Origin of the sequence: Salmonella sp. NW38 (genome assembly GCF_051807745.1) — a bacterium.
GTDB classification, from domain to species: Bacteria; Pseudomonadota; Gammaproteobacteria; order Enterobacterales; family Enterobacteriaceae; genus Salmonella; species Salmonella enterica.
This window is the reverse complement of sequence record NZ_JAMMTO010000006.1, coordinates 77027-89725: the sequence shown is the minus strand read 5'-3', so window position 1 is coordinate 89725 and position 12699 is coordinate 77027. Positions and strand designations below refer to the sequence as shown.

Below are 12699 nucleotides of genomic sequence, written 5' to 3'. Positions count from 1 at the left end.
AGACGACATATTATCATGCTCAAAAAAGAATTCAGCCCCCTAATTAACCTGAGTTTAACTTATAAGTCTCACTTATAGTAAACAATAATTGACACAAGTATTACCCGCACATTACAAATCAAACAGTTATAGGTAAATCTGAACACTTTTCTTTACCTTAACGCAAACTCAGGAAACTTCTGAAAGGCCAAAAGTAAGAAAAAAGTAAGACTAATTATACTGTTTCAGAAGCACATTTCAGAAAATTTACCTTAATCTCACCATCGTATTATCCATCGGGAGGTTTAACTGATGCGGATTTTACATAGCAAAAATGTGCAGGTTTGTATTGCAACATAGTCTATCTATTCAGACGCGGAGAGAATTGTTATCGGATTACACTCAATCAAATGATAACACTATCAGTTGTACTAATGAGATGTATGGACGAAAGCGCTTATCGCTCTATTTCATGATAAGAGAAATAAGTCTGTTTGTTTTATATCGCATTATCAATAGTCAGGAGGGTATAGCTCACATCCAAAAATAGAGTTAATGATCGTTATTTTTACCACTCCTCCATAAGCACGAAACATTCGGGCGAATTGCACTCGTCCTGAAAAAGTAAAGATTAATACAGGAACATTATCATATGTCTATGAAAAAGTATTTAGCAATGATCACAGGCTCACTTCTTGTCTCCAGCAGCGCGATGGCTGTTTCTGATAACACCATCACCTTTCAAGGGGAAGTCTCTGATGAAACATGCTCTGTCGTGATTAATGGTAATCAGGCTAAACCCGTCGTGTTATTACCAACAGTAAGTACTAAAGATTTATCAGAACAAGGGAAAACTGCGGGGCCAATAACGTTTGATATTGGGCTGTCCGGGTGTACCGGCTCTAAGGACAAAACAACAAAAATTTCCACTGTCTTTGTCGGTAATCAGGTCACCAGTAACGGTAACCTGGGTAATACTGGCAGCGCGAAAAATGTTGAAGTCCAATTACTCGACACTTCAGGGGAGCCAATCAATCTGACCGGCGGCTTTACTGGCGACGGCGACCTACAGCTGGAACCAAATGCTTCTGAAGCGAGCGCGACTTATACCGCGCGGTATTACTCTACCGGGAAAGCAGAGGCTGGGACAGTCGCTGCCACCCTTCAATACGCCGTTTCGTATAAATAATTGTCGCTACGGTCTGGCGTTGAAACGCCAGACCATTTTCAATCGCCAGGGAGTTGTTGAGATGAAAATGGATACCCGACATTCCGCATTATATTACTTAATAGTTTTTCTATTGCTGGCCCTACCCGCCACAGCATCGTGGGCGAGCGTTACTATTTTGGGTAGCCGAATAATTTACCCATCAACAGCCTCCTCCGTAGATGTGCAGTTAAAAAATAATGATGCAATACCTTATATCGTACAAACCTGGTTTGACGATGGCGATATGAATACCAGCCCGGAAAATAGTAGCGCGATGCCGTTCATTGCCACGCCGCCGGTATTTCGTATTCAACCCAAAGCAGGCCAGGTTGTACGCGTAATTTATAACAACACGAAAAAATTGCCGCAGGATCGTGAGTCAGTATTCTGGTTTAACGTATTACAGGTACCACCAACGAATATTGGCAGCGACGGCGGGCAAAATAAAATGTTGGTGATGCTGCGCTCAAGAATAAAACTTTTCTATCGTCCTGACGGGCTAGGTAAACCTGATAATCTGGCGAAAAAACTACAGATTAAAACGGTAAATAAGGGTTCCGGAAAAAGCGGTATTGTTATTGTTAATCCGCAGCCCTGGTTTGCCTCTTTAAGTAACCTGAATGTAAAAGTGAACGGCGCTTCGTATAACCTGGATGCTGACATGATTGCCCCTTTTTCCAGTCAAACCTGGTGGCTGCCGGGCAAACGGTCACTCAAATCCTTCTCCGGTACAGTCACCGTTACTTTGGTTAACGACCTGGGCGCAAGGATAAGCGAGAGCTACGATGTCCCCCACCATTAATTTGAACCGCAAAAGCCTTGCGCTATTGATCGCCATAGTTTGCTCAGGCTCCGCGCAGGGTGAAGAGTATTATTTTGATCCTGCGCTACTTCAGGGGGCCACTTACGGACAAAATATTGCCCGTTTTAATGAACAGCAAACGCCTTCCGGAGACTATCTTGCCGACGTTTACGTTAATGGCACGCTGGTAACAGCGAGCACTAATATTCGATTTGATGCTGTAAAAGAGGGTCAACAGACGGAACCCTGCCTGCCCTTATCGGTGATGAAAGCGGCACAGATAAAATCACTTCCCGCGACCGACGCTGCGACCGAGTGTCGCCCGCTCAGGGAGTGGGTACCTCATGCCGGTTGGCAATTTGATAGCGCCACGCTTCGCCTGTTGCTGACGATTCCAATGACCGAACTTACGCACAAACCGCGCGGTTATATCTCCCCTTCAGAGTGGGATAGCGGCGCGCTGGCGCTGTTTTTACGCCATAACACAAACTGGACCCACACCGAAAATACCGACAGCCATTATCGCTACCAATACTTATGGAGCGGTTTAAACATGGGCGTTAACCTCGGACTTTGGCAGGTCCGTCATCAAAGTAATCTGCGCTATGCCAATAGCAACCAGAGCGGAAGCGCCTGGCGCTATAATAGCGTTCGAACCTGGGTGCAAAGACCTGTCGCGTCTATTAACAGTATTCTGTCGCTGGGCGATAGCTATACGGACTCCAGCTTATTCGGCAGTCTGTCTTTTAACGGAGCTAAACTTGTCACCGACGAGCGGATGCGCCCGCAGGGCAAACGCGGTTATGCGCCGGAAGTTCGGGGCGTAGCGGCCAGTAGCGCGCACGTGGTAGTAAAACAACTGGGGAAAGTGATTTATGAAACCAACGTTCCGCCGGGCCCATTTTATATTGACGATCTGTACAACACCCGTTATCAAGGCGATCTGGAGGTAGAGGTTATCGAGGCCAGCGGTAAAACCTCACGTTTCACCGTGCCTTATTCTTCCGTGCCGGATTCGGTTCGCCCCGGTAACTGGCACTATTCGCTGGCCTTCGGCAGGGTTCGTCAGTACTACGATATTGAAAATCGTTTCTTTGAGGGAACGTTCCAGCACGGCGTTAATAACACCATTACCCTCAACCTCGGTTCACGAATTGCGCAGCGTTACCAGGCATGGCTGGCGGGCGGTGTCTGGGCCACCGATATGGGCGCGTTCGGCCTTAACGCCACCTGGTCGAATGCGCGCGCAGAGCATAATGATCGCCAGCAAGGCTGGCGCGCGGAACTCAGTTACAGCAAAACGTTTACCACCGGCACTAACCTGGTACTGGCGGCTTATCGTTATTCAACCAACGGCTTTCGCGATCTTCAGGACGTGCTCGGCGTACGCCGGGAAGCAAAAACGGGGATTGATTACTACTCCGACACGCTGCATCAGCGCAATCGCCTGTCCGCGACGGTAAGCCAGCCGTTAGGACGGCTTGGCACGCTTAACCTCAGCGCCAGCACCGCAGACTACTACAATAACCAATCGCGTATAACACAGCTACAAATGGGGTATAGCAACCAGTGGCGGAATATAAGCTACGGGGTGAATATCGCACGACAGCGCACCACCTGGGATTACGATCGCTTTTATCACGGCGTTAACGAACCACTGGACGTGAGTAGCCGACAAAAATATACCGAAACCACAATGTCGTTTAATGTCTCTATACCGCTGGATTGGGGCGAAAACAGAACGTCTGTCGCCATGAATTATAACCAGTCCAGTCAAAGCCGTTCCTCAACCATATCCATGACCGGCAGTAGCGGTGAAAACAGCGACCTGTCATGGTCGGTTTATGGCGGCTACGAGCGTTATCGCAATAGTAATAGCGATAGCAGCGCGCCAACGACGTTTGGCGGTAATCTACAACAGAACACCCGGTTTGGCGCACTTCGCGCCAACTATGACCAGGGTGATAACTATCGTCAGGAAGGGCTGGGCGCGTCCGGCACCCTGGTACTTCACTCTGGAGGTCTGACGGCTGGCCCCTATACCAGCGATACCTTTGCGCTTATTCATGCCGATGGCGCGCAGGGCGCGATCGTACAAAATGGCCAGGGCGCTGTGGTTGATCGCTTTGGTTACGCCATTCTGCCTTCGTTATCTCCTTACCGCGTCAATAACGTTACGCTCGATACCCGTAAGATGCGCAGCGATGCCGAACTGACGGGAGGAAGTCAGCAGATTGTGCCCTATGCTGGCGCCATCGCGCGTGTCAATTTCGCCACTATCAGCGGCAAAGCGGTGCTGATCTCCGTGAAGATGCCGGATGGCGGCATACCGCCAATGGGCGCTGATGTTTTCAACGGTGAAGGCACAAACATCGGCATGGTCGGCCAGAGTGGGCAGATTTATGCCCGTATCGCCCATCCGTCGGGTTCTCTACTGGTGCGCTGGGGAACAGGGGCAAACCAGCGTTGCCGGGTTGCCTACCAACTCGATCTTCACACCAAAGAACCGTTTCTCTATCTGAACAAAATCTGCGAGAAGGAATAGCACAATGCTTTTTAGTTTCCGAACGCTATTGTTTATCACCAGCCTGTTCGTCAGCGCCGGAACATGGTCGTCATGTATCAAAGTCACCAATAAGAGCGCGCTCTCTGACGCGGCGATAAAAGCGGGCTACACGGCGCAAAACTGGATCGGCGCAACTGACACGAATACCGGTAATATCGGTTTGCCAACGGTGATTAGCATCAGTAATAGTGAAACATTTCAACCCTCCGGCACACTATTGGCCAGTGGGATCGGTAACTTCCTGACGGCCGCCACCGGAACGCCCTATTCCAGTAAGCAGGTACTTTACCGCTGCGATTCCGCCGATGCCGGGAAGCTCTATGAGATGTATTCGACAAATGGCGATAGCGCTTTTGCGGGGGCATTTTTTACTCCCGAAGTAGAAGGCGCTTATTATGATGTGGAGCGTAATGTTGCTGTCCGTATGACAAACCTCAGTACCGGCGAATATTACAGCCGCTTCTGGAAAGAACGCCAACTTACCGCAGACAGTTGGTTTCAGGATGACAAATATATTTATATTCCTGCCAGCGCGTTTAGCAACGTGCTATATGAGATGTTTAAAATTGACTCAAGAAAATATTTTGCCTACCAGAATCCAATGGACCGAGATACCTGGACGCAGCCTCGGGGTTATATCGCCTTTAAAGGCCCAGGCTTGATTACCGAGCGGATCAAAGCGGGACTGGATCATGCCAGCGATTATTATGGCTGGCCCGGCTATTGGCCCGGGGCATGGAGTACATATAATAGCGTCACCTATGTTCGCGGCGCGTTATGTAAAATCACAGATTATCCTGCGATCGTGAAAATTCCCCCTGTCGCCGTCGGCATATTAGCCGCCGGAGGCAATAGCCAGGCGCCTTTCCACGTCAGCCTGGAATGTGAGTCCGGCGCTGTGTCCAGTGCCCTCCCGTCCACCAGCGCCGCTAATGTCGCAATGGGGTTTGTCGTTAATCAACCCACCGCCGTGGCGGCGGCGCGTCGCCTGGGGCTAACCACATCCGCAGGTGGTCTGTCGTGGCTACTGGACACCCATTATGGCGAACCTGGCGTAGCCTCCGGAGTGGGTATCCGCATCTATAACGATGCCGGTACGCCGATTAACCTGTTACCCGATCGGATCAAGACAGGCACTGGCAACGCCCGAGGCTGGTATGGCTATAAAGATTTAACCACACGGGTATCATCCGGTTCAGTAGAAACCTATAGCGGTGATTTTACTGCCTCGCTTGAGGCGATCGGCGGACAAACAGTAACGGCAGGAAGCGTGAATGCGCAATTACAGGCAGTGGTTAGTTTTCAGTAAAGTCATATTAACGCTACTTGGGTTGACGGGATGGTATGGCCCGGCACAAGCCGCCGTTAATATTGACAGAACCCGAATTATTTTTGCTTCAGATGATATCGCTCAATCGTTGACATTATCCAACGATAATACAACGCCGATGCTGTTACAGGTATGGACCGACGCAGGAAACATTGACGCCTCTCCGGATAACAGCAAAACGCCGCTGGTGGCGCTGCCGCCGGTATTTAAAATGCAGCCAGGAGAACTGAGAACGCTTCGCCTGCTCCTGAGTTCCCGCCAGCAGCTTGCAACGGACCGGGAGAGTCTCTTCTGGCTAAACATTTATCAGATACCGCCACTCCCCCATGACATTAAAAACAACCCGCGAAAACTGGTATTACCGCTTCGTTTGCGGCTAAAAATTTTAATTCGCCCGACCGGGCTAAAAGCGCCAACGGAAGCGGAGGAGAAAAAATTACGTTTTATTGCTAAAGAGAATACTATACGGATAGTTAACCCCACCTCGTGGTATATGAGTTTAACGCTAACGACGGATGACAAGAAAAGTATCGGCGATATCATGGTTGCGCCGAAAACAGCACTTGATGTGCCGCTAACACGCTCGCCAACGCCGGGAGCATCGATAAATTATGCAGTAATCAATGACTCCGGGAACTGGCGACAATATACCGCCATACTGGAAAAATATATTAGTAAGAGTGATTTTATTCCTGAGTTTTGATGGGAAATATTCAGGGATACGGTCGTATCCCTGAGACAAGCCAGAATTCAGCATGTACCATTGTCAAAAATAGCATTAAGCTGATATTTTTCTTTTTGCACGGCATCTTTGTTCTGTTGAGTTCCCTTCTCCTCAACAGACATATCCCATACGTTTTCATTATCTGACTCAATTAATGTGTAGAACGTATTATTATTACGCATCATATAACCGCGAAAATTATTTTCGATGCCCGTTGTCACAGGCTTAGCAGCCCCTGAGAATAACGAAAGGCATACCATGCAGAACGAATGCTTTCCGGACTGACGTCCTCATAGACATCTATACCATGCAAAACAAGTACGCGAGAAAGAAAATGAGAAGATTGTTATGAAAGAAAAGTTTGTAACTACTTGATTGAGATGGTGCCGATAATAGGAGTCGAACCTACGACCTTCGCATTACGAATGCGCTGCTCTACCAACTGAGCTATATCGGCCCTGAGAAGGGTGTGTTCACGCGGGTGAATCACGGGATAGAAGGTTAAAACTAACCGGGCGGTGCGTCAATAGCCTTGCTACTCAACCGGCTATTTTTGCACCGCTCGACATTAATTACGCACGAATCGTACCATCGCCAAAGCCGATCCACTTATAGGTGGTAAGCGCTTCAAGCCCCATCGGACCGCGGGCATGTAATTTCTGCGTGCTGACCGCCACTTCTGCGCCAAGCCCAAACTGCCCGCCATCGGTAAAACGGGTAGAGGCGTTGACATAAACCGCAGCGGAATCCACTTCGTTCACGAAACGCGCAGCATTATGCATATCACACGTCAAAATCGCATCGGAGTGCTGAGTACCATGTTCGCGAATGTGGGCGATAGCGCCATCCATATTTTCGACCACCACAACGTTCAGATCCAGAGACAGAAACTCGTTATCCAGCTCTTCCGGTTTCAGCGGCACCAGTTTGGCAGGACCATGCAGTGCCTGTATGACGGTTTCATCCCCATGCAGCGTCACGCCACTCTCCGCCATCTGCTTGCTCAGCGCAGGCAAAAAACGTTCTGCGATGTCCTGATGCACCAGCAAGGTTTCCACCGTGTTACAAGTGCTCGGGCGCTGGGTTTTGGCGTTGACGATAATCTTCAGCGCCGGGGCGATGTCTGCGCTGCTATCGACAAAAATATGGCACACGCCAATCCCGCCGGTAATCACTGGGATTGTGGATTGCTCGCGGCACAGTTTATGCAAGCCTGCGCCGCCGCGCGGGATCAGCATATCGATGTACTTATCCATACGCAGCATTTCATTGACCAGCGAACGATCCGGATTATCAATTGCCTGAACCGCTGCCTCCGGTAAACCGCAAGCTTTCAGTGCCTTCTGAATGACACGAACGGTTGCGGCATTCGTGCGATGCGTCTCTTTCCCACCGCGTAGAATCACCGCATTACCGGTTTTCAGACACAAAGAAGCCACATCAACGGTAACATTCGGACGCGCCTCATAGATAACGCCAACCACGCCCAACGGCACGCGGCGGCGCTCCAGACGTAGCCCGCTGTCCAGCAGACCGCCGTCGATCACCTGCCCGACCGGGTCGGCGAGATTACAGACCTGGCGCACATCGTCAGCAATCGCTTTCAGACGCGCAGGGGTCAGCGCCAGGCGGTCCAGCATCGCTTCGCTCAGGCCGTTGGCTCGCGCCTGCTCAACATCTTGTACGTTCGCGCTGAGGATACTTTCCATTTGCGCTTCCAGTTCATCGGCTATTTTTTCCAGCACGCGATTTTTTTCGCAGCTGGAGAGCAGCGCCAGCTTATACGACGCCGCTTTAGCAGCAATGCCCATTTGTTCCAGCATATGCCTGTTCCTTATCGAGTAATCATGTCATCACGATGAACAGCGACCGGGCCATATTCATAGCCCAGAATCGCATCGATTTGTTGAGAGTGGTGGCCGGCTATCCGCCGCAGAGCATCACTGTTATAACGGCTGACGCCATGAGCGATATCACGCCCTTGCAGGTTACAAATTCTGATGACCTCCCCCCGCGAGAAATTGCCCGTCACGCTTTTGATGCCTTTTGGCAGAAGTGAACTGCCACGTTCCAGCATTGCCGCGGTCGCACCTTCATCAACCGTAATTTCGCCTGCCGGCGGCGCCCCGAAGATCCAACGTTTGCGGTTCTCCAGCGGCGAGGCTTGCGCATGAAAACGGGTGCCGACGGAAATCCCCTCCATCACATCGCCGATCACGCCCGGTTTACTGCCTGAGGCAATAATCGTATCAATACCCGCGCGACAGGCCACGTCTGCCGCCTGAAGCTTAGTGCTCATACCACCGGTCCCCAGTCCGGAAACGCTGTCTCCCGCGATAGAGCGCAGCGCATCGTCAACGCCATACACATCTTTGATAAGCTCCGCCTGCGGATTGCTACGCGGATCGGCGGTAAATAATCCTTGCTGATCGGTCAGCAGCAGCAGTTTATCCGCGCCTGCCAGGATCGCAGCCAGCGCGGAGAGGTTATCGTTATCGCCCACTTTAATTTCCGCTGTCGCAACGGCATCATTTTCATTGATAACCGGCACAATATGGTTATCCAGTAATGCACGCAGCGTATCGCGGGCGTTCAGAAAGCGCTCTCTGTCTTCCATATCCGCACGCGTCAACAGCATCTGCCCGATATGGATACCGTAAATTGAAAACAACTGCTCCCACAGTTGAATCAGGCGGCTTTGCCCTACCGCCGCCAGAAGCTGTTTAGAGGCGATCGTTGCCGGCAGTTCCGGGTAGCCGAGATGTTCACGTCCGGCGGCAATCGCGCCAGAGGTAACAATAACAATACGATGTCCCGCGGCGTGTAGCTGCGCACACTGGCGGACAAGTTCTACGATATGGGCACGGTTCAGGCGGCGCGATCCGCCTGTTAGCACGCTGGTGCCGAGTTTTACGACCAGCGTCTGGCTGTCACTCATGATTCTCTGCCGTTCAAAATAAGAAATAAAGACCAAATGAACGTTTTAGCAGGACTGGCTCCGGTTGCCAACAACCTGTACGCGTAGCGTGAAATTTTGTTGCGCAGGATCAGCAAGCGTAGCGGCAGAATTTGACCATTTTATTACCGCAACAATTAAACATATTTTTTTAAAAAAATTCTCACTTTGTCATAAATCTTTCATTACCGAACGTTAAAAACCTTCCTGTTTTTTACCGGGTCTCCCGACAAATCATAGCGCGTAATTAAAACAGGAATGGAAATGAATAAGAGCACTCTGGCAATAGTGGTGAGTATCATCGCATCAGCATCTGTTCACGCCGCCGAGGTTTACAATAAAAACGGTAATAAGCTTGATGTGTATGGAAAAGTTAAAGCCATGCACTATATGAGCGATTATGACAGCAAAGATGGCGATCAAAGCTACGTTCGTTTTGGTTTTAAAGGCGAAACGCAAATTAACGATCAATTGACCGGCTACGGGCGCTGGGAAGCTGAATTTGCCGGTAATAAAGCCGAAAGTGATTCGTCCCAGCAAAAAACCCGCCTGGCCTTTGCTGGCCTGAAATTAAAAGATATCGGTTCTTTTGACTATGGACGTAACCTGGGCGCGCTGTACGATGTTGAGGCCTGGACGGATATGTTTCCCGAATTCGGCGGCGACTCTTCCGCCCAGACCGATAATTTTATGACTAAACGCGCCAGCGGGCTGGCGACTTACCGCAATACCGATTTCTTCGGCATCGTTGATGGACTGGATCTTACCTTACAGTATCAGGGGAAAAACGAAAATCGCGATGTGAAAAAGCAAAACGGCGACGGCTTCGGCACATCCGTGAGCTATGATTTCGGCGGCAGCGATTTTGCCGTCAGCGGCGCTTATACTCTCTCCGATCGCACCAGGGAGCAAAATCTGCAGCGCCGCGGTACGGGCGATAAAGCCGAAGCCTGGGCTACGGGTGTAAAGTATGACGCTAATGATATTTATATTGCGACTTTCTATTCAGAAACCCGCAACATGACGCCAGTTTCCGGCGGATTTGCCAATAAAACCCAAAATTTCGAAGCGGTTATCCAGTATCAGTTTGATTTTGGTCTGCGTCCGTCATTAGGCTATGTGCTGTCAAAAGGCAAAGATATTGAGGGCGTCGGCAGTGAGGATTTGGTGAATTACATTGACGTTGGCGCAACCTATTACTTCAACAAAAATATGTCCGCGTTTGTAGATTACAAAATCAATCAGCTTGATAGCGATAACACGTTAGGCATTAATGACGATGATATTGTGGCAATAGGGTTGACCTACCAGTTCTGATAAGTCGCATTGTGCCTGATGGCGCTACGCCATCAGGCATGGCAGCAGGGTTATGCCGACAGTTTTACCGGCTCGTCGTTGAAATCGTCAGACGGCTCCAGCGCCAGCTCCATAGAAATCAGCAGGTCGCGTAGCTTTTCATGAAACTCGCGTAGCGTGTATTCCAGTCGCTCCACCACTTCGGTTTCGTTAATCGGCACTGCGGTCCAGTTGCCCTCTTTATCAAACAAACCAAACTGATAACGATAAGTGAAGCGTTTCTCTTGTGCTTCCAGCTCCATCCACCAGCCCCAAAATTCACGCTTCTCTGGCGCGGGCTTCACGTTGACGCAAACTGCCAGGCAATCGAAAAAAAAACGATTGTCTTCGCACTGCCCTTCCCGGATATAGGGGCCAAGCGCGGTAAATTTCTTGATCAATCTACTTTTCGGGTGTCCACTCGGTAACGTCATTGCGATCTCCTTTAATGAAGCAACTGTTTTACCAAATCAATAGAATTTATCAATCTATTAACACAATCTATGATTAATACAGTCGGTAATTTCTTGCAGCGCGTGGTCAAAATTGCGGTACACCGGGTTAAAAGGGATCTCTATCAGCTTACCGTCTGAAGATGATGTTGTAATTAAGCGAGACTCTTCTTCCGGGCTGAAAGGATCGTTTTTCCAGAAGCCGGAAAGCATTGGCGTAGGACAACGTCTGCCCAGTAGCCCCTGTACTTTCAACGAATAGCGATTGAGCTCCACACGTAGCGCCTCATCCGAAGCATCATGCATACCCAGACGGCTGGCCAGCACATCCAGATACATCTCCGGCACCGTGCTCTGTCGTTGCGGATCGCTAAGTAGCGCATGGACCACCGGCCCCAGGCAAGCCACCGCTTTCAAACGCGGCGCTTCCAGATAGGCCAGACGCACCGCAACATTGGCGCCAAAACGGAAACCAAACGCCGCAACACGGGTATGATCTACCCAGGGGACATTAGGAAGCGCTTTTAACACATGCTGGTGGAGCAAGCTGGAATCCTGGGTTAATTTCCACTTTGATGAAAATCCAACCGAAGGCATATCAAGCGTTAACATCGCGATACCGCGCGGCGCGAAATAGCGTTCATACAGGGTGTAATAGTCGGTTTGCATGGCGTCCAGGCCGCCGCACATGAGCACCGTCGGAAACGGACCATCCCCTTTCGGCATATGTAAAAACGCGGTGACAGGCGAACCACCAGGAACGGCAAATTCCATTTCACGTAACGAGCCGGGCAACCGCTGCGCGGCCTCTTCATAGGCGCGATTCGCCAGCGCCTGCGCCTGCTCCGCCAGCTCATCGCCCTTCAAATGCGGGTAGGCGGCAATGTTATAGAGCGTTGAGGCATGAAGCCAGTAGCGTCCGCTGCGCATAGCGTCCTGTTCCTGACAGGCTTTCTGCTGCCAGTCCATCGCCTGCTTTGCCCACTCATAAATCCAGTTGCCGCCGCGGTAACCGATGACCGTATCGTATAAATCATCATCCGTTCGCTCTGCGTCGCTCATCACAATGCGCGCCTGCACATCAAGGATTTCTCGTGGGTCAACGCCGCGCCAAATCCACATCAGGCGGTTTATCATGCGATACCAGTGCGGAACGTTCTTACCGTCCAGCGCGGATTGCATGGGCGGCTGCGACCCACGATTGAACCGACGGACAAGGGTAGACGTTTCAGTATGTTTAAAGCGGGGTTTGAACAGGGTTTCGCTGAGGTTAGCCTGTGTCATTCGTGCAGCCTCCTTGGATACTCATAGAGGCTTATTGTAACCAATAAAACAGCGCCCGGCA

At 50.4% G+C, this 12699-nt stretch carries 10 protein-coding genes, 1 tRNA gene and 1 pseudogene; 6 read left to right on the top strand and 6 right to left on the bottom strand.

The annotated features are described in order from the left end of the window. The first annotated feature begins 631 nt into the window (after positions 1 to 631). From NA624_RS12245 to stbE, 5 genes are all read left to right on the top strand, one after another. Positions 632 to 1168 (top strand): fimbrial protein, encoded by a 537-nt coding sequence (locus NA624_RS12245; RefSeq protein ID WP_000062033.1) that lies wholly within the window; start codon positions 632 to 634, stop codon positions 1166 to 1168. A 61-nt stretch (positions 1169 to 1229) separates the two neighbouring features. After that, on the top strand, positions 1230 to 1991 hold the full coding sequence (stbB, locus tag NA624_RS12240) for a fimbrial biogenesis chaperone StbB (protein ID WP_000781489.1): 762 nt from the start codon (positions 1230 to 1232) through the stop codon (positions 1989 to 1991). Further along, the gene (locus NA624_RS12235; RefSeq protein ID WP_000075321.1) at positions 1975 to 4536 is read left to right on the top strand and encodes a fimbrial outer membrane usher protein; all 2562 of its coding nucleotides are present in this window, start codon (positions 1975 to 1977) and stop codon (positions 4534 to 4536) included. The genes stbB and NA624_RS12235 overlap by 17 nt, the downstream gene beginning before the upstream one ends. A gap of 4 nt (positions 4537 to 4540) precedes the next feature. After that, positions 4541 to 5866: a fimbrial usher protein StbD gene (stbD, locus tag NA624_RS12230; protein ID WP_000899105.1), complete on the top strand. Its 1326-nt coding sequence runs from the start codon at positions 4541 to 4543 to the stop codon at positions 5864 to 5866. Then, a complete protein-coding gene (stbE, locus tag NA624_RS12225) occupies positions 5832 to 6590 on the top strand; it encodes a fimbrial biogenesis chaperone StbE (protein ID WP_001247022.1) in 759 nt (252 codons plus the stop codon). The genes stbD and stbE overlap by 35 nt, the downstream gene beginning before the upstream one ends. Positions 6591 to 6637: 47 nt before the next feature. Here stbE and NA624_RS12220 read toward each other — a convergent pair. From NA624_RS12220 to proB, 4 genes and pseudogenes are all read right to left on the bottom strand, one after another. Beyond that, positions 6638 to 6859, bottom strand: a pseudogene (locus NA624_RS12220) (hypothetical protein); the annotation flags it as partial. A 133-nt stretch (positions 6860 to 6992) separates the two neighbouring features. After that, positions 6993 to 7068, bottom strand: a tRNA-Thr gene (locus NA624_RS12215). Positions 7069 to 7183: 115 nt separating this feature from the next. Beyond that, complete coding sequence (gene proA, locus NA624_RS12210; RefSeq protein ID WP_000893216.1) at positions 7184 to 8434, bottom strand: glutamate-5-semialdehyde dehydrogenase; 1251 nt, start codon at positions 8432 to 8434, stop codon at positions 7184 to 7186. A gap of 11 nt (positions 8435 to 8445) precedes the next feature. After that, positions 8446 to 9549: a glutamate 5-kinase gene (proB, locus tag NA624_RS12205; RefSeq protein WP_001285275.1), complete on the bottom strand. Its 1104-nt coding sequence runs from the start codon at positions 9547 to 9549 to the stop codon at positions 8446 to 8448. A gap of 282 nt (positions 9550 to 9831) precedes the next feature. On the opposite strand from proB, the gene phoE reads away from it, so the two are divergent. Beyond that, positions 9832 to 10884 carry a phosphoporin PhoE gene (gene phoE / locus NA624_RS12200; protein ID WP_001043672.1) on the top strand — a complete coding sequence of 351 codons (1053 nt, stop codon included), beginning with the start codon at positions 9832 to 9834 and terminating at the stop codon, positions 10882 to 10884. Between the two features lie 50 nt (positions 10885 to 10934). Here the strand turns inward: phoE and crl are convergent, their stop codons facing one another. Both crl and frsA read right to left on the bottom strand, forming a co-directional pair. Continuing rightward, a complete protein-coding gene (gene crl / locus NA624_RS12195; RefSeq protein WP_000174693.1) occupies positions 10935 to 11336 on the bottom strand; it encodes a sigma factor-binding protein Crl in 402 nt (133 codons plus the stop codon). Positions 11337 to 11393: 57 nt separating this feature from the next. After that, entirely contained in the window at positions 11394 to 12638 is a 1245-nt protein-coding gene (frsA, locus tag NA624_RS12190; protein WP_439040267.1) for an esterase FrsA, read from the bottom strand. Positions 12639 to 12699 lie beyond the last annotated feature (61 nt).

Coding starts and splice junctions, on each gene's coding strand:
- NA624_RS12245 (WP_000062033.1), top strand. CDS start 632: ATGTCTATGAAAAAGTATTTAGCAATGATCACAGGCTCACTTCTTGTC.
- stbB (WP_000781489.1), top strand. CDS start 1,230: ATGAAAATGGATACCCGACATTCCGCATTATATTACTTAATAGTTTTT.
- NA624_RS12235 (WP_000075321.1), top strand. CDS start 1,975: ATGTCCCCCACCATTAATTTGAACCGCAAAAGCCTTGCGCTATTGATC.
- stbD (WP_000899105.1), top strand. CDS start 4,541: ATGCTTTTTAGTTTCCGAACGCTATTGTTTATCACCAGCCTGTTCGTC.
- stbE (WP_001247022.1), top strand. CDS start 5,832: ATGCGCAATTACAGGCAGTGGTTAGTTTTCAGTAAAGTCATATTAACG.
- proA (WP_000893216.1), bottom strand. CDS start 8,434: ATGCTGGAACAAATGGGCATTGCTGCTAAAGCGGCGTCGTATAAGCTG.
- proB (WP_001285275.1), bottom strand. CDS start 9,549: ATGAGTGACAGCCAGACGCTGGTCGTAAAACTCGGCACCAGCGTGCTA.
- phoE (WP_001043672.1), top strand. CDS start 9,832: ATGAATAAGAGCACTCTGGCAATAGTGGTGAGTATCATCGCATCAGCA.
- crl (WP_000174693.1), bottom strand. CDS start 11,336: ATGACGTTACCGAGTGGACACCCGAAAAGTAGATTGATCAAGAAATTT.
- frsA (WP_439040267.1), bottom strand. CDS start 12,638: ATGACACAGGCTAACCTCAGCGAAACCCTGTTCAAACCCCGCTTTAAA.